Below are 20,664 nucleotides of genomic sequence, written 5' to 3' on the forward strand. Positions count from 1 at the left end.
TCACGAGGCCCGCGGTGATACTGTCGAGCTCGTGTCCATGTCGGGGTCTGACCCCAGGGTGGACACGGGCTCGGCCGTGGCGGGGTCAATCGCCGCGCACGATGCCTTCGCGGCGCGGGTCGGCGCCGCCGAACCAGACAGTCTTGCCGTTGGCGTCATTGCGGCGCTGGATGCCCTGCAGGCCCGAGTTCTGCTCGAACTCCTTCACTTCGTGGCCCTTCGCCTTCAGCTGCGCGATCACGTCGGCGTTCACGCGGCCCGCTTCCAGTTCGGTGGGCCCGTTGCGGCTGCCGTAGTTGGGCAGGCTGATGGCCTGCTGCACGTCCAGGTTCCAGTCCAGCGTGCCGACCAGCACCTTCATCACGTAGTTGATGATGGTCGAGCCGCCCGGCGAACCGGTGGCCAGCACCAGTTTATTGGTGGCCTTGTCGAACACCAGCGTGGGCGACATGGCGCTGCGCGGACGCTTGCCGGGCTGCACGCGGTTGGCGATCGGGCCCTGCTCGTCGGCCGCGTCGAACGAGAAGTCGGTCAGCTGGTTGTTCAGCATGAAGCCGTCGACCATCTGCCGGGAGCCGAACGCATCTTCCACGGAGGTGGTCATCGACAGCCCGCCGCCATACTGGTCCACCGCCACGAGGTGCGAGGTGGACGGCTTGTCCAGCGCCGTATCGGTGCCCCACGCTACCTGCATGCCCTGCGGCGTGCCGGGCTGCGCGCTGCCCATCGACTTCTCGCCGATCAGCGCGGCGCGTCCTGCCAGGTAACCCTTGTCCAGCATCGACGCGATGCCCTTGCCCGGCAGCGGCACGAAATCGGTGTCCGCCACGTAGCGGTTGCGGTCCGCGTAGGCCAGGCGACCGGCCTCGGAGAACAGGTGGATGGCCTGCGCATCGAGCTGGCCGTTCACGGGAGGATACGCAGCGATCTTGGTGGTTTCCAGGATGCCCAGCATCTGCGCGATGGCGATGCCGCCGGAGGATGGTGGCGGCGCGCCGCACACGGTCCACTGGCGGTAGTCGCTGCAGACGGGATCGCGCTCTTTCGGGCGGTAGTCGGCGATGTCCCTGGCCGTGAGCAGGCCCGGATTCGTCGGATGGTCCGCTACCTTGGCAGCGATGTCGCGTGCGATGCGGCCGGTATAGAACACTTCGGCGCCGCCCCTGGCGATCTCGCGCAGCGTCTTGGCCAGCTCGGGATTCTTCAGCAGGTAGCCGACCGGGCGCGGCGCTCCTTCCTTGTCATAGAAGTAGGCGGCGGCGACCGGGTCGCGCGGCAGGCGCGACGCGTCGTACTTCAGCAGCGCGTTCAGGCGCGGACTGACCTTGAAGCCGTTCTCGGCCAGTTCGATGGCCGGCGCGAACAGCTTCGCCCACGCCAGCTTGCCGTGCTGCCGGTGCGCCAGCGCCAGCATGCGCAGCACCCCCGGCGCACCGGTGGAGCGGCCGCCGACGATGCCCTGCTCGCGCGACATCGGCTTGCCATCGTCGCCGAGGAACAGCCGCTCCGTGGCGGCCATCGGCGCCGTCTCGCGGCCGTCGTAGGAATGCACCTTCTTCCCGTCGAACAGCATCAGGAACGCGCCGCCGCCGATGCCGGACGATTGCGGTTCCACCAGCGTGAGCACCATCTGCGTGGCGATCGCCGCATCGATGGAACTGCCGCCCTGCTTGAGCATCCGGTAACCCGCCTCGGTGGCCAGCGGATTGGCGGCCGCCACCATGTACTTGTGCGTCGTGACGCCGGCCTTTTCCTGGTAGCCTGTGGCGATTTCTGGCGCGCGCTGCAGCGCCGCGGTCTGCGCCAGCGTGGCCGAGCCGGTGCACAGCAGGGCCGCGGCCAGGGCAATGTTCAGGGGACGGGAATAAAGTCGGGTCATCGGTTCTCCTTGAAAAACAAAACGCGCGACATGGGTCGCGCGTGCAGTACAACTCAGGTCCAGCAGATGACCGAATGCTACCCTATTTCGGCTGCATGCGGATGGCACCGTCCAGGCGGATGGTCTCGCCGTTGAGCATCACGTTCTCGATGATGGCCCGGGCCAGTTGCGCATATTCGTCGGGCTTGCCCAGCCGCGGCGGGAACGGCACCATCTTGCCCAGCGCCTCCTGCACCTCGGCCGGCATCCCCAGCAGCATCGGCGTCTCGAAGATGCCGGGCGCGATGGTCATCACGCGGATGCCGCTCTTCGACAGGTCGCGTGCCATCGGCAAGGTCATGCCCGCCACGCCGGCCTTCGAGGCGGCGTAGGCCGTCTGGCCCATCTGGCCGTCGAACGCGGCGACGGATGCCGTGTTGATGATCACGCCCCGCTCGCCGTGCTCGAGCGGTTCCGCCTGCGCCATCGCCGCCGCCGCCAGCCGGCACATATTGAACGTGCCGACCAGGTTGATGCCCACCGCGCGGGCAAACAGGTCGAGCGGATGGGGGCCGTCACGCCCGACCGTCTTCGCAGCCGGTGCGATGCCGGCGCAGTTGACCAGGCCGCGCACCGCACCGAGCGCCTGCGCGGCCGCCAACACGGCGACACCGTCCGCTTCCTGCGTGACATCGCAGCGCACGAAGCGCCCGCCCAGTTCCGCTGCCAGCGCTGCGCCGGCCTCTTCCTGCAGGTCCGCCAGCACGACCGTACCGCCGGCCGCCGCCAGGGTGCGCGCCGTCGCGGCGCCCAGTCCCGAGGCGCCGCCCGTGATGATGTATACATTGCCTTCGATGCGCATGGCCACTCCTATTGACGTTAACGTTAACGTCAAGGATTGTAGCGCAGTTGGTGGCGGGCAGGCAGTGGCCGGTGCCTCACATGCAGCTGACGAAGCCGCCCGTGTTCGTGCACGGCCGGCCGGTCGGACTGGTCAGTACGGCGCCACCCCGGTACTGGGTGCCGGTCGCGTCGCGGCAGCCGGTGCCCACGCACGCAGCCGGCGATGGCCGCGTGGCACCCGGCGGCGGCACGGCGTAGGCGCCCGGGGCGGGAACGGCGGACCCATTGCCTGCCGAAGGATTGACGGCGGGTGGCACGGGTGGCCGCGGCGCCGCCGGATAGGGAGAATTCAGCGTGGCCGACGGCAGCATCAGCGAAGGTGCCTGCGGCCGGGTGTCGGGAATGCCAATGCGCGCTTCACCCTGCGCGGGCACGGGCCGGCGCGGCATTGGCCGCTGCGCGGGCGCCGTGCGGCACGGCTCGACGGCCAGGCTGCGGCCATCGGCAGCCAGCGTGCAGGCGGGCAGCTTGGCATAGGCAGCGCTTTGTTGCGCTATCTGTTCGGCCGGTTCCTGCCGCACGGCATGCACGGCCGCTACAGGAAGCAGCAAGGTCGCGACAAGGGTCGCTCCGGAAGTTGCGATGCGCATGATCTGGATACCTGATGACGGTTCTCGTATCATAACGCCGCGTTCACGGCGGTGCCGCACCCAAGCGCGGCTGCAGCAGGTAGGAGGACAGCACGGAATGCTGCTGCCATGGCGTGGGCAATGGATACTGGTCGGTTGTAATCGGTAGAGCCGCAGCCGATCTCAGTCTGCTCGATGATAGCGTGCGTGAAGTCGGATCACGTTGTCACGTCCCAACTGGACAAGTAATTGATGCCGCAATTGGCCTGCCACCAGTCCGCGCCGCCCTGCCCCGCCTGGGCCAGCACCAGATCAGTGGCATTGGCGATTGTGGCGTTCTAGGACAGTACGCCGTGCTGATTGCCCCCCTCCTTCGCCAAGCGCACCGTCGTCAGCGGGAAGTTGTTGTCGCGCATGTCGTACACCCAGCTGGTGCGGAAGATCAGATGCGGAATGCCGGATGACACGAACGCCTGCTCGCCGACCAGCTTGCTGGCCCCCTATACATCCAGCGGATCGATGGTATCGCCTCGAACGCGCGGCGCACTGTCCTGTTCCGAAAGACATAATCGGTCGAATAATGCACCAGCGTAGCCCAGCGCCTTTGTCTCTTCCGCCATCACGGCGGGCGCTTCGGCATTGGTGCGGCACCCCAGTTCCGGCGCCGTTCGGCCTTGTCGACGGCCGCGTAGGCGGCCGGGTTGACCATCAGCTGCGGGTTTTCGACGCGGATCACCTCGCGCACCTGGTCCAGGGTGGCCAGCTCATGCGGCTGCGGTCGAAGGCAACAAGTTTTGCCGATGCTCTGCAGGCTGTATTCCAGTTCGTAACCGACCTGGCCCGTGCATCCCGTCAACAATATCTTCATCCGAACACCTCCGCTTCCACTAGCAGCAGGGCCTTACGGTCTTTCCCAGCGAGCAGCGGCGCGCCGTCGAGGAGCTAGTCGATGCCGACGGCAGGATCGTTCCACAGAATCGCGCGCTCCTGCTCGGGCGCGTTGCAAACGGTGGGCTTGCACAGGAATTGGGCGCGGTCGCTAATGACGGCGAAGGCGTGCGCGAATTCAGGTGGAATCCACAGCTGGGGTTTGTTGTCCGCCAAGAGTTCCAGGCCAAACCACTGGCCGAACATCGGCGAGGCCTTGCGCAGGTCGACATCAACGTCGAACATGCTACTGGCAATGGCCCGTACGAGCTTGCCCTTCGACTGTGGGATCTGGTAGTGCAGGCCACCTGGTACGCCAAGCGACGAGCACCGGGGGGTTGACATGCACGAAGGCCAGCTGCATGCCGGTCATTTCGAACTTGCCGGCATTGAAGCTATCGTAGAAAAATCAGTAGTGGTCGTCTAAGATTTTCGGTTCGAGAATCAGCAGGCGTTCGATCAGGATGGTAATGACGTTCATCGGGAGATCATTTTATTTTGCATGATTCGAATCAGGTACTGGCAGTAGCCGTTTTCCAGCAAGGAGTCGTCCAGGCGCAGCAGTTGCTCGGCATTGATGTAGGCCTCGCGTTACGCGATCTCTTCCGGACACGCACCTTCAGGCCCTTGCGCTTTTCCACGGTGGCGATGAATCGACATGCATCGAGCAGGGATTCATGCGTGCTCGTGTAGGTCCAGGCCATGCCGCGGCCCGTCGCTCAACGTGCAGTACGGCCCGTTGCTCATAGGCCTTATTGACATCGGTGTTTCTAGCTCGCCCCGTGCAGATGGCTGGATCGATGCCGCGATGTGGCACACCCGATTGCCATAGAAAGACGAGCCCGTTACCGCGTAGTCCGGCTTCGGCACGGCTGGCTTTTCCTCGAAGCTGATAGCGCCGTTCGCTATCGAAATCGACCACGCCATAACGCACCGGATCATGCACGTGAATGGCGTCATCAGCCGGCCGGCGGCGCTGCGTAGCAGTGCTTCCAGGTTATTGCCGTTGTAGATGTTATCGCCCAGGGTCAGCGCGGACGATGCATCATTCGATATCCTGCCAGCAAGTGACAACATGCACTCCAATGAGAAGATCGCTGGTGCTAGGTGATTATTGCAAAAAAGGCAAGTCGGCGTCAGCCACTGGGCCTTGGCTGCGGGAGTGTCCAGCCAGTACGTCGGAATCGGCGAGCCATTGGAGGACACAGCGGCTGGTCATTGTGCCGTAGGCGCCACCCGATGACCACCGATGCTATTCTTGCCTTTTCATTCGGGCAGGGGCATATGATCGATTTCCAATTTGCTATTCGGCTAGCAGCCGCCGCAGCGCTTTCCATGATGGCTACCGGTGCCTTGGCAGATACGTGCTCACAGGAATGTTATCCCAAGCGTTGGGTCTACTGGGCGGGTAACTTGATGGATGGAGTCACGTACCAAAAATACCAGGCTATGCTGCCGCACGCGAAGGCAGCCGGATTCAATGCCGTCGCGCTGAGTGCTTCCGGCACAAGTGCCTACATTGGCCTGCTCGACCATCGCTGGAGCGACAGGTATCGCGCCACCCTGAAACAGCGGCTGGTCGACGCGGTCCGGAAGGCCAACGAGGCGGGCCTCGAAGTTGTGCCGGTCGCGGGTAACCCGGAAAGTCCGCAATACCTTCAAGCTTCGCTCACCGAGGCATTTCCAACCACCACACCCTACGTGGTAAAAGGCGGTCGTGCCGCACCCGCAAACGGTGCCGTCAACCTGCTCGGCAATGGCGACTTCGAAGCCGCGCAACTGACTCCATGGGGTGTGGATATGTTGGATGCCTTGGCTGCAGGCGGAGGCCAGCTCGATGACGATGTGGCGCATAACGGAAAACGTTCGTTACGCCTAGAAGCGAAAGTCAGAGGCGGCGGCCCGGCCTTGAGCCGCCTCATCCAACAAGTCAAGTTACGGCCTAATACTGCCTATCGGCTGTCCTTCTGGCTGAAATCCGGCTCCTACGCAAATCCCGGCGCGCTGCGGCTTCTAATCATGGGTTCAGGCGCCAATAAGGAAGCGCTGTATGCACATGCGGACCATAATCTGGGCTGGGGCGTGACAGATGGCACATGGAATGCGTACAGCAACACGGCTACCTTCCGCGCCAACCAGCCCTGGACTCTTTACAATGTGCAGTTCAACAGTGGCACGAAGGAAGCCGCGGGCATTTATCTAGGCACTTGGGGCCGCGCGCCTGGGCCGGGCACTGTCTGGGTCGATGACATGGAACTAAGGGAGATAGGGATCTCGATGCCGATCGAACGGGACGACGGACGAGATTATGTCGTGCAGGCGAAGGACGGTTCCACCACTTACCGGCGCGGCACCGATTACGAGATCGACGGCGAGCAGTTGTCCATCCGCGGCAACAGCATCCCAGAAGGTGCCGAACTCAATGTCAGCTGGCGCCAGTCCGCCGAGCATATCTTTGCATCAAGTGCGCCCGCGATCGCCTGTGAAAACGGCGACTACTTCACCTGGCAGAAAAAACTATATGACGCGATCGACCCGGTGTTCGGCCACCAGCCGTCCGCTGTTATCACAGGCAGCAAGAGAAAATACTTCATGTACTACGATGAAATACGCGTGATGAACTGGGAAACGTGGAAGCCTGGCTGCAGCATGCCGTCCGCCGCGGAGTATCTCCGCCGCATGGTTACCGGCGTGCAGGCCCGGCTGCCGAAGGATCTGGAGACTGCCGTCTGGAACGACATGTTCGACCCATCCATGAACGGCGTGCCACAGTACTACCAGGTGCGTGGCAGCCTGCACAGGTCGCAGAAGGACATGTACGACAGGAACCCTGGAACGGTGATCATCAACTGGACAGGTGGGTCCGAGACCGATGCCGGTGCAGCCACAAAGCGCCGCGCATCGCTGAAATTCTTCAGAAACCAGCCTCAGGTGGTGGCGCTGTATTACGATGCTATCGACAGTACAGATGCCTGGTTGAAGACAGTGGTCGACGCGCAGGCCGCCGATCCCGCGCTGAAAATCGATGGTCTGATGTACACCACATGGAATAACAAATACATGGACCTGGATGAAGTGGCACGGCGTATCCGCGCATCGCCGCTCGGCAGACGCTGGCCAGTATCGCGCTAGCGCGTGTCTGCATCTACTACAGGAGCCATAAAATAATTGTCGCCACCATCACTGCTTTAAAGAAGTTATGGCCGCGCTTTTCATTTGGCGTGGACGATCGGCACCGGTACCTGCAACCGTGCCGAACTGGCGGCCACCCGCTGCCCCGTCACCAGCTTCGCCTGCACCGGCTCGGTGGCAAGCGACAGCCACCCGGTGGCCGGCAGCAGCGGCACCAGCAGCAGGGCCACGATGTTGATGATCTTGATGAGCGGGTTCACCGCCGGGCCGGCCGTGTCCTTGTAGGGGTCGCCCACCGTGTCGCCCGTAACGGCGGCCTTGTGCGCCTCCGAGCCCTTGCCGCCGTGGTTGCCGTCCTCGATGTATTTCTTGGCGTTGTCCCAGGCGCCGCCGCCGGTGGTCATCGAGATCGCCACGAACAGGCCCGTGATGATCGTCCCCATCAGCATGCCGCCCAGCGCGGCGGGGCCCAGCAGCATGCCGACCAGGATCGGCACGATCACGGGCAGCAGCGACGGCGCGATCATCTCGCGGATCGCCGATGCCGTCAGCATGTCCACCGCCTTGTCGTATTCGGGCTTGCCGGTGCCGTCCATGATGCCCTTGATCTCGCGGAACTGTCGGCGCACCTCGACCACCACGGCGCCGGCCGCGCGTCCCACCGCTTCCATCGCCATGGCGCCGAACAGGTAGGGAATCAGGCCGCCGATGAACAGGCCCACGATCACCATCGGGTTCGACAGGTCGAACGTCATCGACTTGCCCACCGATTCGAGGGCATGCGTGTAGTCGGCGAACAGCACCAGCGCGGCCAGGCCCGCCGAACCGATCGCATAGCCTTTCGTGACGGCCTTGGTGGTGTTGCCCACCGCGTCCAGCGGATCGGTAATGGCGCGCACCGAGTCCGGCATGCCGGCCATCTCCGCGATGCCGCCGGCGTTGTCCGTCACGGGACCGTAGGCATCCAGCGCCACCACGATGCCGGCCATCGACAGCATGGCGGTGGCGGCAATCGCGATGCCGTACAGGCCCGCCAGTTCATACGAGACGAGGATGGCCACGCACACGGCCAGCACCGGATACGCGGTGGAGCGCATCGACACGCCCAGGCCGGCGATGATGTTGGTGCCGTGGCCCGTCGTCGACGCTTCGGCGATGTGCCGGACCGGCTTGAAGTCGGTGCCCGTGTAGAACTCGGTGATGTAGACCATCAGGCCGGTGAGCACGATGCCCACCAGCGTGGCGCCCATCATCCGCCAGCGCATGCCATCGTCCTGCCACAGCAGCCAGGTGACGACCGCGAAGCCGATCAGCGACAGGATCGCCGCCCACCACAGCCCCGTGTACAGCGCCGACATGATCTTCCTGCCCGGCTTCGCCTTCACGAACAGGCAGCCGACGATGGAGGCCAGGATCGACACGGCGCCCAGCAGCAGCGGATACAGCTGCGCCTCGCGCGGGGCATCGGCGATCATCAGGGCGCCCAGCAGCATCGTGGCGATCAGCGTCACCACATAGGTCTCGAACAGGTCGGCGGCCATGCCGGCGCAGTCGCCCACGTTGTCACCCACGTTATCGGCGATCACGGCCGGGTTGCGCGGATCGTCTTCCGGGATGCCCGCCTCCACCTTGCCCACCAGGTCCGCCCCCACGTCCGCGCCCTTGGTGAAGATGCCGCCGCCCAGCCGCGCGAAGATCGAGATCAGCGAGGCGCCGAAGGCCAGGCCGATCAGCGGCTGGATGATGTCGTGCTGCGACAGCGAGGGCGAAGGATAGGCCGGCGCGGCCAGTGCCGTCAGCAGCCAGTAGAACAGCGACACGCCCAGCAGGCCCAGGCCCACCACCAGCAGGCCCGTGATGGCGCCGCTGCGGAACGCCACGTTCAGCGCCTCGTTCAGGCCCTTCGATGCCGCCTGCGCGGTGCGCACATTGGCGCGCACGGAGACGTTCATGCCGATGAAGCCGCAGCCGCCGGACAGCACGGCGCCGATCAGGAAGCCCAGCGCCGTCTGCACGCCGAGCAGGAAGTAGATGGCGATGAGGAGAATGACGCCGACGATGCCGATGGTGCGGTACTGGCGCGCCAGGTAGGCCCCCGCGCCCTGCTGGATCGCCGCGGCGATTTCCTGCATGCGCGGGTTGCCCGGGTCCTGCGCCAGGATCCAGCTGCGCGACCACAGCCCGTACACCACGGCGATCGCGCCGCACGCCACCACGAACCACAGACTTGCTGTCATACGTCCCCCTCTTGTTTTCGAACCCACCGGACTTCAGGATCCGCCGGGTGGCCGGCGGACAGAAACAACGGTACAGCCACGACGAAACAGTGCGGCCAAAGGGGGCCGGCAAAAAGAAAACGGACCCGCGGGTCCGTTGTTTGCTGCTTATTGCGCCAGTGCGTCGAACGCCCGGTCGCGGATCTGGTCCACCGGCCCCACCCCTTCGATGCGGCGGTACTGGGGGGCGACGGCGTCGCCCGATTTGGCCCACTCGTTGTAGTAGCCGAGCAGGACTTCGGTCTGGTTGTGGTACACGTCCAGGCGCTTCTTGACGGTTTCGGCCTTGTCGTCGTCGCGCTGCACCAGCGGTTCGCCGGTCACGTCGTCCAGCCCTTCCACTTTCGGCGGGTTGTACTTGACGTGGTAGACGCGGCCCGAGCCAGGGTGGCAGCGGCGGCCGTCCAGGCGCTCGATGATCTGCTCGTCCGGCACGGCGATTTCCAGCACGTAGTCGATCTTCACGCCCGCTTCCTTCATCGCATCGGCCTGCGCGATGGTGCGCGGGAAGCCGTCGAACAGGTAGCCGTTGGCGCAGTCCGCATCCTTCAGGCGGCTCTTGACGAGGCCGATGATGATGTCGTCGGAGACCAGCTGGCCTGCATCCATCACTTTTTTCGCTGCCAGGCCCAGCTCGCTTCCTGCCTTGATGGCAGCGCGCAGCATGTCGCCGGTCGAAATCTGCGGAATGTTGTACTTTTCCTTGATGAAGTTGGCCTGGGTGCCTTTGCCGGCGCCAGGAGCTCCTAACAGAATGAGACGCATGAAAATTCCTAAAACGATTTTAATAGTATGTTGGTAAGTGTCCGCTCAGTGACGAAACTTACCACAAAAGGCCGGCCAGACGCCACTTTGCGAGCAATTCCGACAACACAAAAAGGCAAATACTCAGGGGAAGTGAGCGCGCACCCGTTCCAGGTCTTCAGGGGTATCGACGCCGGGTGCCGGCGCCGCATCCGTGACGTGCACGGCGATGGGATGGCCATGCCAGAGCACGCGCAGCTGTTCGAGCGCTTCGATGCTCTCCAGGGGCGACACCTGCAGTGCCGGATAGGCCTGCAGGAAGTCATTGCGGTAGGCGTACAGGCCGATGTGGCGCAGCGGTGCGTAACCCGCCGGCAGCGCGTCGCGCGACTGTGCGAACGCGTCGCGCGCCCACGGAATCGTGGCGCGGCTGAAGTACAGCGCGCGGCCGGCCCTGTCGAGCACCACCTTCACCACGTTCGGGTTGAACGCATCGGCTACCTCGTGCAGCGGATGGGCGCAGGTGGCCATCGGCACCTGTGCGCCGATCAGCGCGGCCGACGCGGCCAGCAGCGCCGGATCGATCAGCGGCTCGTCGCCCTGCAGGTTGACGACGACGGCATCGGCCGGCAAGTCCATGGCGCGCGCCACCTCGGCGATGCGGTCGGTACCGGACGGATGGTCGGCACGCGTCAGGCACGCTGCGATGCCGTGCCGTTCGCAGGCGGCCAGGATCGAGGCGTGGTCGGTGGCGACGACGATGCGCGCGGCGCCGGACAGCGCGGCGCGCTCGGCCACGCGCACGATCATCGGCTTGCCGCCCAGGTCGGCCAGGGGCTTGTTCGGAAGGCGGGTCGAGGCCAGCCGCGCGGGGATGATGACGGTGAAGGACACGAAGGAACGCGCGCCGGCTTACTCGACCGCGTCCTGCAGCGTGCGGGCTTCGTCGGCCCACATGATCGGGATGCCGTCGCGCACGGGATAGGCGAGACGGTCGCCGCGGCAGATCATCTCCTGGGCTTTCTTATCGTATTCCAGCGGGCCCTTGCAAACGGGGCAGACCAGGATGTCAAGCAAACGTGCGTCCACGGCATTTCTCCACAATGTGTTCGACGAACGCGGCATCGATGCGCGCGCTCACCGGAACGACCCACAGCCGGGGATCGTTCCTGAGTTCTTCGATGTGTGCGCATTTTACTGCATCCTTCTCCGTCAGCAAGATCACGTCCGCCCCCAGGCGGGCGAAGGGACGGTCGAGGAAATCGTGGTGGTCCGGCAGCGGCAGCTCGTCGAACACCAGGCCGGCTTCGGCCAGCATGCGGAAGAAGCGCGCCGGATTGCCGATGCCGGCCGCCGCCACGATGCGCTTGCCCTGCCCGGCCAGTGCGGCCAGCGGCACGCGCTCGCTGCGGTCGGCGAGGCGCTCGGCCACGTCGCCGGCCAGCAGCATGCGGTGCGGCGTGCCGCCCACCTGCGCGGCCAGTTCGGATGTCAGCACGGGGGCATTGACGACGGTGACATCGCGCCGGCGCGAGCGCGGTTCGCGCAGCGGGCCGGCCGGCAGCGTCCAGCCATTGCCCACGCCGCGGCCGTCGAAGAGCACCACCTCCACGTCGCGCTGCAGCGCATAGTGCTGCAGGCCGTCGTCGGTGACGATCACGTTCACGTCAGGATGCGCGGCCAGCAGCGCGCGGCCTGCAGCCGCCCGGTCGCGGCACACGAACACCGGGCACGCCGCACGGGTGGCGATCAGCACGGGTTCGTCGCCCACCTCGGCCGGCGTCGACGACGGCGTCACCGCGCGCGCCACCTCGCCGCTTTGTTCTCCCTTGTTGCCGAAGCCGCGCGAGATCACGCCGGGCGTCAGGCCGGCGGCGCGCAGCTGTTCGACCAGCCAGATGGTCAGCGGCGTCTTGCCGGTGCCGCCAATGAAGATATTGCCGACCACGACCACGGGAACGGGCAGGCGGCCCGACTTCAGCAGGCCGGCGCGGTACAGCAGCCTGCGCAAGGCACTCAGGCCGCGGAACAGCAGCGACACGGGATACAGCGCGCACGCCAGCGGGCCGCGCCGCAGCCAGGCGCGGCTCAGGGTGCGCTCGACGCTCATCGGGCGTGACGGTACCGGGGCATCACTTGCCGCCGCCCGTCTGCGCCGCGAACGTCAGCCGCTCGAAGCCGGCCAGGCGCGCCGCTTCCATCACGTTCACGACCATCTGGTGCATCGCGAACTGGTCGGCATTGACGATGACGACCGGGTCGCTGCCCGGCTTGGCCGCCGCCTTCAGCGAGGCGGCCAGGCCGGCCACGTCGCGGAACGACACCGGCTGGCCATTGACCGTGTAGTTGCCCTTGGCGTCCACCGTCACGTCGATCTGGTTCGGCTGCTCGACGGCCTTCTGCGCGTCCGCCGTGGGCAGCGTGATCTGCAGCTCGGTAAACTTGCTGTAGGTGGTGGAGACCATCAGGAAGATCAGGATCACCAGCAGCACGTCGATGAACGGGATCAGGTTGATCTCGGGGTCCTCGCGGCGGCGGCCCTTGCGGAAGTTCATGGCAGTGCGCTTATTTGCGGGAGTTGTGCACGACGTCGACGAAGCGTACCGCCTGCTGCTCCATCTCGATCACGTAGCCGTCCACCAGCGCGCGGAAGTGGCGGTAGAACACCAGCGTGGGCATCGCGATCGCCAGGCCGAAACCGGTGTTGTACAGCGCCACGGAAATGCCGTGCGCCAGTTGCGCAGGGTTCGCGCCGGACGGGTTCTGCGAGCCGAAGATCTCGATCATGCCCACCACCGTGCCGAACAGGCCCATCAGCGGGGCCAGCGTGGCGATCGTGCCGAGCGTCGTCAGGAAGCGTTCCAGCGTATGGGCCACGCCGCTGCCGGCCTCCTCGATCGTTTCCTTCATCACGTCGCGCGGCGCATCGATATTGCGCAGCGCGGCGGACAGCACGGTGCCCAGCGGCGAGCTCGATGCCAGCTTGGCGATGATGTCGGGCGTGATCGTGCCGCTGCGGTAGACCCGCGTCACCTCGTCGAGCAGACTGGCCGGGATGATGCGGGCACGGCGCAGCGCCAGCAGGCGTTCGATGACGAGGGCGGTGGCAACGATGGATGCGATCAGCAGCAGCCAGATAGGCCAGCCGGCGGCTTGAAAGATGGCGAGCAAAACGAACTCCTTGTGGAAACGCCCAGACGCGCAATGTAGCCTGTTGCGTTGGGGACGGCAAGTGTGAAACGCCGTGTAGGCGAAACCCGGGGTTCTGCACAAATTCTGTGTATAAGATTGTGCGCAAGGGTTGCTTTGCCTCGCAAGCCATTGATTTGAAATGAAAAGATTTCCATGCTCGTTTTTTTTGGCAGCAGCCGGGCTGCCTCGACGGGTGAATATTCTTAACAATTTCTGTGGATAAAATTGTTGGCAAGCATGTCTGACCTCCCCTAAGCCATTGATATGGAAGAACATTGTGACACCGCTGAAAAACACGGCAGCAGCCTGAATCGACCCGGTGCGTTGTGCACAGGAAGTGTTGACAAGCCTGTTGGCAAACCGGCGGCGTGTTCAATAAGTGTCTGATTTCAAAGGGGAAGCAGCCAACGCACAAAAGTGCGTCATTCTCGCGCGGCATTTGCATTCCAGTACCGGCATCCCTTCTGCACACAAACTGTGGACAAAATTGTGCGCAACATCTCCCATAAAGCCCAAGTACCTTGATTTATAAGGAAAAAATAGCCATGCACGTTTTTCAGGCAGGCTGCGGGGCCACGCGCTCCGGTACACTGCCAGGCAGGAGGCAGGGTGCCAGCAGCGTCGATTGCACACAATTTCTGTGGATAATATTGTGGGGAAGGCCGGCGCCGGCGCGCCAAGCTGTTGATTTGCAAGGACAAAGTTGACATGCGGAAATTTGAAGCACTGTCGCAGCACCGGTCGAAGGTTCCGCACAATTTCTGTGGATATCTTTGTGCGTAACACTGGCGGGCTGAAGCAAAGTCCTTGATTTGTAAGACTATTCTTACGCTGCCCGCCAATGAAGCACCGCCTTTTACCCTTTTAAATCATAAGCTTAGAAAAACACCTTGCTGTTCTGCGCGAGATATGACATAAGCATGACCGCTTGCAGCCACTGTGGACAGACTGACCGATGAACCTCTTTGAACGCGCCGATTCCCCCGCCGCCGGCCAGAGCGCCGTGCTGACCGTCAGTGCCCTGAACCAGGCCGTGGCGCGGTTGCTGGAGCGCTCCTTCCCGCTCACCTGGATCGCCGGCGAGATCTCCAACTTCACGCGCGCCAGCTCCGGCCACTGGTACTTCACGCTGAAGGACGATGGCGCCCAGGTGCGCGCCGTGATGTTCCGCGGCCGCGCCCAGTACGCCGGCTTCGTGCCGCGCGAAGGCGACAAGGTCGAAGTGCGCGCGCTCGTCACGCTGTACGGCCCGCGCGGCGACTACCAGATCAATGTGGAAGCGATCCGCCGCGCCGGCGTGGGCGCGCTGTTCGAAGCGTTCATGCGCCTGAAGGAGCGGCTGGCGGCGGCCGGCCTGTTCGACGCAGACCGCAAGCGTTCCCTGCCCCTGTTCGCCCGCACGGTCGGCATCGTCACCAGCCCGCAGGCGGCGGCGCTGCGCGATGTGCTGACGGCCCTGAAGCGCCGCGCCCCGCACGTGAACGTAGTGCTGTATCCCACGCTGGTGCAGGGCCAGCTGGCCGCCGAGCAGATCGCGCTGGCGATCCGTACCGCCTCCGCGCGTGCCGAATGCGATGTGCTGCTGGTGTGCCGCGGCGGCGGCAGCATCGAGGACCTGTGGTGCTTCAACGATGAAGGCGTGGCGTACGCGATTGCCGAGTGCAGCATGCCGGTGATCTCCGGCGTGGGCCACGAGACCGATTTCACCATCGCCGATTTCGCTGCCGACCTGCGCGCCGCCACGCCCACCGCCGCCGCCGAACTGGCCGTCACGCCGCGCGGCGACTGGCTCGCCTCGCTGCGCGCCGACGCGACGGACCTGCGCCGCGCCATGCGCCGCACGCTCGACGATGCGGCGCAGTCGCTGGACAGCGCCAGCCGCCGCCTGATGAGCCCCACGGCGCGCATCCGCCAGCAGCGCCTGGAACTGCTGGCCCTGTCCACCGCGATGATGCATGCCAACCGCGCGCCGCTGAACCAGGCCCGCCACGCGCTGGACCGGCTGGCCGGCCGGCTGGCCGCGCGCCGTCCCGACACGCGCGCCGTGCGGGCCCACCTGGCAGCGCTGCAGCACCGCTGCACGGTGGACATCCACAGCCGCGTGCGGCGCCACCGCGAAGCGCTGAACGGCCTGGCCGCGCAGCTCGAACTCCTCAATCCCCAGCGCACGCTGGAACGGGGCTACGCGATCGTCACGGCGGCCGATGGCACGATCCTGCGTTCGCCGAACGAGCTGCAACCGCGCACGACCGTGAACGTGCGGCTGGCCGACGGCAGTGCGGACGTGGAGATCGCCGGCGTCCAACCAAGGATCTGAGCATTCCGCGCCCCGCGGCAGGAACGGCGCCCCGGTATGGTAAATTCGCCGCGGGCACAAAACAAACCAACCAACGGGACATGCATTGAACAAGCCAGCGCCTGCAGGGCCCTCGACCCTGATCGACGTCGCCCGCGAGGCCGGCGTCTCGCCGTCCACCGTGTCGCGCATCCTGAACGGCACCGCGCGCGTCTCGGACGACAAGCGCCAGGCCGTGCTGAAGGCGATCGCCCGCACCAACTTCGCGCCGAACCTGATGGCGCAGGGCCTCAAGAAGGGCCGTACCCACACCATCGGCATCATCGTGCAGGACATCTCGTCGCCGTTCTTCGACGAGACGCTGCACGGCGTGGACGACGGCCTGAAGGGCACCGGCTACGCCTCCGTGATCGTCACCGGCCACTGGAGCGCGCTGGAGGAAGCGGATCGCATCCGCCTGCTGCTGGCCCGCAAGGTCGATGGCATCGTGCTGCTGTCCGGCAGCCTGCCCGATGACGAGCTGCTGCACTTCGCCACGCAGCGCCCGATCGTCGTCACGGGCCGCGCGCTGGATGCGCCGAACGCGCTGGGCTTCACGATGGACAACGAGCACGGCGCCTGGCTGGCCGTGCGCCACCTGGTCGAACTGGGCCACCGGCGCATCGCCTTCGTCTCCGGTCCGCCCAGCCACGCCGATGCGTCGAGCCGGCTGCGCGGCTACCGGCGCGCGCTGGAGGAAGCGGACATTCCGTTCGATCCGAAGCTGGTCGTCGAGGGCAACTTCCGCGAGAACAGCGGCGTGCTCGCGATGAACTACCTGTACGACGCGGGCACCACCTTCACCGCAGTGTTTGCCGCCAACGACCAGAGTGCCTATGGCGCCCGGCTGGCGCTGTATCGCCGCGGCGTGCACGTGCCGGACGATGTGTCGCTGGTGGGCTTCGACGACCTGCCCGGCTCCGCCTTCACCACGCCGCCGCTGACCACCGTGCGCCAGCCGCTGTACGACATCGGCAATACGGCCATCACCGCTCTGCTCCGCCTGATCAATGGCGACCGCGTGCCGACGCGCGTGCCGCCGGTGGAACTGGTCGTGCGCGAAACCACGAAGCGGCATTGAAGGCCAGGCGCCGAGCACCGCGTTCCGAGTTCCGAGTTCCGAGTTCCGAGTTCCGAGTTCCGAGTTCCGAGTTCGGATCATCGAGCATGCAGCACGCACCACTGCGGCAGCGCGCCATTTTCCGCACGGTTTCGAGGGACTTTCGGCAGAGCGGCGTGCTACGCATTACAATGATGATCGTTTTGTCATTCGCCCTGCTTTTTCTTTTTCCCGTCCCGTTATAAGGAAATACACATGGAACATACCCTGCCGCCGCTGCCTTACGCGAAAGATGCCCTGCAACCGCACATCTCCGCTGAAACGCTGGAATACCACTACGGCAAGCATCACCAGGCCTATGTGACGAACCTGAACAACCTGATCAAGGGTACCGAGTTCGAGAACCTGTCCCTGGAAGAGATCATCAAGAAATCCTCCGGCGGCATCTTCAACAACTCCGCACAGGTGTGGAACCACACGTTCTTCTGGCACTGCATGGCCCCGAACGCGGGCGGCGCGCCAACCGGTCCGGTCGCCGATGCGATCAACGCCAAGTGGGGTTCGTTCGACAAGTTCAAGGAAGAGTTCAGCAAGTCGGCCGTCGGCAACTTCGGTTCCGGCTGGACCTGGCTGGTGAAGAAGCCGGACGGCTCCGTGGACATCGTCAACACGTCCAACGCCGCCACCCCGCTGACCACCGAGAACAAGGCCCTGCTGACGGTCGACGTGTGGGAACACGCGTACTACATCGACTACCGCAACGCCCGTCCGAAGTTCGTGGAATCGTGGTGGAACCTGGTCAACTGGGAATTCGTGAACCAGAACTTCGCCTGAGGTTGACGTGCCCTGCGGGGCACTGACGCAGCGCTCGACGGCCCGCTTCATGCGGGCCGTTTTACATGCTGCCCGCTCGTGCGGGCGGTATTAGATGCTGCCCGCTTCATGCGGGCCGATTTATATGCTGCTTGCCTCGTGCGGGCCGTTGCTATTTACGCGATGCGTCCGGCCCGCACCGTCAACGGCCACGTCACGCGCCGCCGCTGTTCGGGGTCGCCCCAGGCCGCCTCAAGCTCGCGCGCGAACGCCGGCACCGGATCCGCGTCCAGCGCCTTGCGCGCCTCCTTCACCGCGGACCACGTACCCACATAGCCCACCAGCTCCGCCGCGGTCCACGACGCTTCCATGGCAAGCGCCGGCAACGCGACTTCCTGGAACGGAAACGCCAGATTGCGGTAGCCCTCTTCCACATGCCGCCGCTCGGGCGGCCAGTAAGGGCCCAGCGTCTCCGCGTAAAACTTCTGCAGGACAGGATCGGCCGGCCCCGCCACGTTCTGCACGCCATACGTCACCAGCGCCAGCACGGCGCCCGGCCGCGCCACGCGCCGCACCTCGTCGTAAAACTTGTCGAGCTCGAACCAGTGCGCGGCCTGCGCCACCGTCACCAGGTCAACGCTGCCATCGGCCAGCCCGCTCCGTTCCGCCAGCGCCGTGGCATACCGCACGCGTTCGTGGGGCTGGGCCTGCGCGATCTGCGCGGCGCTCGCATCGGTGGCGACCACCGCATCGAAATGGTCCGCCAGCAGCACCGACAGCTGGCCCGTGCCGCAGGCGCAGTCGAGTGCCAGCGCGGTGCCCGGGCTGATGGCCGCCAGCTCGGCCGCCAGCCGCGCCGGATAGGTGGGCCGGTAGGCCGCATAGCCTGCCGCGCCGCCGGAAAAATGGTCCTTGAACTGTGCCGTCATCGCCGCCTCCTGGTCCGCATCGAAAAGCCCGTTGCGTTATTATCCATGACCTTCCCTTCACCGTTCTTCCGAGGACCCCATGACCTACACGGCTTCCCGCCATCGTTACGACACCATGCAGTACCGCACCTGCGGCCGCAGCGGCCTGAAACTGCCCGTGCTGTCGATGGGCCTGTGGCACAACTTCGGCGACACGATGGCGACCGCCACGCAGCGCGACATGCTGCGCACCGCGTTCGACCTCGGCATCACGCACTTCGACCTGGCCAACAATTATGGTCCGCCGTACGGCAGCGCGGAGACGAACTTCGGCCGCATTTTCCGCGACGATTTTCAGCCCTACCGCGATGAACTGATCATCTCCACGAAGGCGGGCTGGGACATGTGGCCGGGTCCGTACGGCCAGGGCGGCGGTTCGCGCAAGTACGTGCTGGCCAGCCTGGACCAGAGCCTGCAGCGCATGGGCCTGGACTACGTGGACATCTTCTATTCGCACCGCTTCGATCCGGACACGCCGCTGGAAGAAACCATGGGCGCACTGGCGCACGCGGTCCAGTCGGGCAAGGCGCTGTACGTGGGCATCTCGTCGTACTCGGCCGACAAGACGCTGGAAGCGCAGCGCCTGCTGGCCGAATGGAAGGTGCCGTGCCTGATCCACCAGCCGTCCTACAACATGCTGAACCGGTGGATCGAATCGGAAGGCCTGCTCGACACGCTGGGCACGCAAGGCATCGGCTGCATCACGTTCACGGCGCTGGCGCAGGGCATCCTCACCAACAAATACCTGAACGGCGTGCCGGCCGATGCGCGCGTCAACCGGCCGGGCGGCAGCTCGATCCTGCCGTCCCACCTGTCCGAGGACAACCTGCAGCGCGTGCGCGGCCTGCACGAGCTGGCGCAGACGCGTGGTCAATCGCTGGCGCAGATGGCGCTGGCGTGGGTGCTGCGCGATCCACGCATCACGTCCACGCTGATCGGCGCATCGAGCGCGGCGCAGGTGCGGGAGAACGTCGCGGCACTGGAAAACCTCGTGTTCAGCGACGCGGAACTGCAGGCCATCGACGGCTTCGCGCAGGAAGGCGGCATCAACCTGTGGGCCGAGTCCGCCGAGAGCAAGCTGTAAGGGACGGGGGTGGCCAGCCCACCCTCTCCGGTCAGACGATGCCGCCGTTGGCGCGCAGCGTCTGGCCGTTCACCCAGCCGCCCGGCCGCACGAGGAACGCCACCGTTTCGGCGATATCGTCCGGCTCGCCGAGCCGCTCCAGCGGCGCCATCTTGGCCAGGCGCTCCACCTGCTCGTCCGACTTCCCGTTCAGGAACAGGTCGGTGGCCGTCGGGCCGGGCGCCACGGCATTGACCGTGATCTGCTTGCCGCGCAGTTCCTTGGCGAGGATGTTCGTCATCGTCTCCACGGCCGACTTGGTGGCCGCGTACACCGCGTAGCCGGGCAGCGCCAGGCCCACGACACTGGTCGAGAAATTGACGATGCGCCCGCCCTGCTGCAGCCTTTGCGCCGCCTCGCGCAGCGCATTGAACGTGCCCTTCAGGTTGACGGCGACAAGGCGGTCGAAGGTAGCGTCGTCCGTATCGGCCACGTGCGGCAGCGCGGGCGGCATGATGCCGGCATTGTTGACCAGCACGTCCACGCGGCCGAAGCGCTCGATCGCGGCATCGAACAGGCCGCGCACGGCAGCGCTGTCGGCCACGTCCGCCTGCACCGCGGCCGCCTGGCCGCCTGCCGCTTCGATGGCCGCCACCACTTTCGCCGCCTCCGCTGCGCTGCCCGCATAGTTGACAATGACGGCATAGCCATCGGCGGCCAGCCGCTGTGCGAGGGTGGCGCCGATGCCGCGCGAGGCGCCGGTAACGATGGCCACCTGCTGTTGGGTCGTGTTCATTGTCTGCTCCTTTCGATGTTGAATGGGT

At 65.3% G+C, this 20,664-nt stretch carries 21 protein-coding genes; 5 read left to right on the forward strand and 16 right to left on the reverse strand.

Going from position 1 to position 20,664, the window contains the following annotated elements; all coding sequences use genetic code 11:
* Positions 1 to 85: 85 nt before the first annotated feature.
* The 7 genes from ggt to IP91_RS13115 form a co-directional block, all read right to left on the reverse strand.
* Positions 86 to 1,879, reverse strand: coding sequence for a gamma-glutamyltransferase (gene ggt / locus IP91_RS13085; protein WP_145649457.1), 1,794 nt, complete (start codon positions 1,877 to 1,879; stop codon positions 86 to 88).
* Positions 1,880 to 1,961: 82 nt separating this feature from the next.
* Positions 1,962 to 2,720 (reverse strand): SDR family NAD(P)-dependent oxidoreductase, encoded by a 759-nt coding sequence (locus IP91_RS13090; RefSeq protein WP_145649458.1) that lies wholly within the window; start codon positions 2,718 to 2,720, stop codon positions 1,962 to 1,964.
* A 76-nt stretch (positions 2,721 to 2,796) separates the two neighbouring features.
* Positions 2,797 to 3,351, reverse strand: a complete 555-nt coding sequence (locus IP91_RS13095; RefSeq protein WP_145649459.1) for a hypothetical protein — start codon at positions 3,349 to 3,351, stop codon at positions 2,797 to 2,799.
* Positions 3,352 to 3,668: 317 nt separating this feature from the next.
* Positions 3,669 to 3,797, reverse strand: a complete 129-nt coding sequence (locus tag IP91_RS26765; protein ID WP_158643138.1) for a sugar nucleotide-binding protein — start codon at positions 3,795 to 3,797, stop codon at positions 3,669 to 3,671.
* A gap of 152 nt (positions 3,798 to 3,949) precedes the next feature.
* Positions 3,950 to 4,198, reverse strand: a complete 249-nt coding sequence (locus tag IP91_RS13105; protein WP_145649460.1) for a sugar nucleotide-binding protein — start codon at positions 4,196 to 4,198, stop codon at positions 3,950 to 3,952.
* Positions 4,199 to 4,272: 74 nt separating this feature from the next.
* Positions 4,273 to 4,602: a dTDP-4-dehydrorhamnose 3,5-epimerase family protein gene (locus tag IP91_RS26430; protein ID WP_229474367.1), complete on the reverse strand. Its 330-nt coding sequence runs from the start codon at positions 4,600 to 4,602 to the stop codon at positions 4,273 to 4,275.
* 330 nt (positions 4,603 to 4,932) lie between these two features.
* Positions 4,933 to 5,334: a sugar phosphate nucleotidyltransferase gene (locus tag IP91_RS13115; RefSeq protein ID WP_145649461.1), complete on the reverse strand. Its 402-nt coding sequence runs from the start codon at positions 5,332 to 5,334 to the stop codon at positions 4,933 to 4,935.
* A 162-nt stretch (positions 5,335 to 5,496) separates the two neighbouring features.
* Here IP91_RS13115 and IP91_RS13120 point away from each other — a divergent pair, with 162 nt between their 5' ends.
* Positions 5,497 to 7,389, forward strand: coding sequence for a carbohydrate binding domain-containing protein (locus IP91_RS13120; RefSeq protein ID WP_145649462.1), 1,893 nt, complete (start codon positions 5,497 to 5,499; stop codon positions 7,387 to 7,389).
* A gap of 80 nt (positions 7,390 to 7,469) precedes the next feature.
* Here IP91_RS13120 and IP91_RS13125 read toward each other — a convergent pair whose 3' ends face one another.
* The 7 genes from IP91_RS13125 to IP91_RS13155 form a co-directional block, all read right to left on the reverse strand.
* Positions 7,470 to 9,626, reverse strand: coding sequence for a sodium-translocating pyrophosphatase (locus IP91_RS13125; RefSeq protein WP_145649463.1), 2,157 nt, complete (start codon positions 9,624 to 9,626; stop codon positions 7,470 to 7,472).
* A gap of 147 nt (positions 9,627 to 9,773) precedes the next feature.
* Entirely contained in the window at positions 9,774 to 10,430 is a 657-nt protein-coding gene (adk, locus tag IP91_RS13130) for an adenylate kinase (RefSeq protein WP_145649464.1), read from the reverse strand.
* Positions 10,431 to 10,553: 123 nt separating this feature from the next.
* Complete coding sequence (gene kdsB / locus IP91_RS13135; protein ID WP_145649465.1) at positions 10,554 to 11,303, reverse strand: 3-deoxy-manno-octulosonate cytidylyltransferase; 750 nt, start codon at positions 11,301 to 11,303, stop codon at positions 10,554 to 10,556.
* 18 nt (positions 11,304 to 11,321) lie between these two features.
* Entirely contained in the window at positions 11,322 to 11,498 is a 177-nt protein-coding gene (locus IP91_RS13140) for a Trm112 family protein (RefSeq protein WP_145649466.1), read from the reverse strand.
* Positions 11,479 to 12,519: a tetraacyldisaccharide 4'-kinase gene (lpxK, locus tag IP91_RS13145; RefSeq protein WP_145649467.1), complete on the reverse strand. Its 1,041-nt coding sequence runs from the start codon at positions 12,517 to 12,519 to the stop codon at positions 11,479 to 11,481. The genes IP91_RS13140 and lpxK overlap by 20 nt, the downstream gene beginning before the upstream one ends.
* 22 nt (positions 12,520 to 12,541) lie before the next feature.
* Positions 12,542 to 12,964 (reverse strand): ExbD/TolR family protein, encoded by a 423-nt coding sequence (locus IP91_RS13150; protein ID WP_145649468.1) that lies wholly within the window; start codon positions 12,962 to 12,964, stop codon positions 12,542 to 12,544.
* Between the two features lie 10 nt (positions 12,965 to 12,974).
* Complete coding sequence (locus tag IP91_RS13155; RefSeq protein ID WP_145649470.1) at positions 12,975 to 13,580, reverse strand: MotA/TolQ/ExbB proton channel family protein; 606 nt, start codon at positions 13,578 to 13,580, stop codon at positions 12,975 to 12,977.
* 976 nt (positions 13,581 to 14,556) lie between these two features.
* On the opposite strand from IP91_RS13155, the gene xseA reads away from it, so the two are divergent.
* The 3 genes from xseA to sodB all read left to right on the forward strand — a co-directional run bounded on the left by xseA (position 14,557) and on the right by sodB (position 17,830).
* Positions 14,557 to 15,918, forward strand: coding sequence for an exodeoxyribonuclease VII large subunit (xseA, locus tag IP91_RS13160; RefSeq protein WP_145649471.1), 1,362 nt, complete (start codon positions 14,557 to 14,559; stop codon positions 15,916 to 15,918).
* Positions 15,919 to 16,003: 85 nt separating this feature from the next.
* A complete protein-coding gene (locus IP91_RS13165) occupies positions 16,004 to 17,017 on the forward strand; it encodes a LacI family DNA-binding transcriptional regulator (RefSeq protein WP_229474369.1) in 1,014 nt (337 codons plus the stop codon).
* 234 nt (positions 17,018 to 17,251) lie between these two features.
* Complete coding sequence (gene sodB / locus IP91_RS13170; RefSeq protein WP_145649473.1) at positions 17,252 to 17,830, forward strand: superoxide dismutase [Fe]; 579 nt, start codon at positions 17,252 to 17,254, stop codon at positions 17,828 to 17,830.
* A 155-nt stretch (positions 17,831 to 17,985) separates the two neighbouring features.
* Here the strand turns inward: sodB and IP91_RS13175 are convergent, their stop codons facing one another.
* Positions 17,986 to 18,738 (reverse strand): class I SAM-dependent methyltransferase, encoded by a 753-nt coding sequence (locus IP91_RS13175; RefSeq protein ID WP_145649475.1) that lies wholly within the window; start codon positions 18,736 to 18,738, stop codon positions 17,986 to 17,988.
* A gap of 79 nt (positions 18,739 to 18,817) precedes the next feature.
* Between IP91_RS13175 and mgrA the strand changes: the two genes are divergently transcribed.
* Positions 18,818 to 19,861, forward strand: coding sequence for an L-glyceraldehyde 3-phosphate reductase (gene mgrA, locus IP91_RS13180; protein ID WP_145649477.1), 1,044 nt, complete (start codon positions 18,818 to 18,820; stop codon positions 19,859 to 19,861).
* 31 nt (positions 19,862 to 19,892) lie between these two features.
* Here mgrA and IP91_RS13185 read toward each other — a convergent pair whose 3' ends face one another.
* Positions 19,893 to 20,636 carry an SDR family oxidoreductase gene (locus IP91_RS13185; protein WP_199754591.1) on the reverse strand — a complete coding sequence of 248 codons (744 nt, stop codon included), beginning with the start codon at positions 20,634 to 20,636 and terminating at the stop codon, positions 19,893 to 19,895.
* Between the last annotated feature and the right edge of the window lie 28 nt (positions 20,637 to 20,664).

This window comes from Pseudoduganella lurida (genome assembly GCF_007830455.1).
In the GTDB taxonomy this organism is placed as follows: domain Bacteria; phylum Pseudomonadota; class Gammaproteobacteria; order Burkholderiales; family Burkholderiaceae_D; genus Rugamonas; species Rugamonas lurida.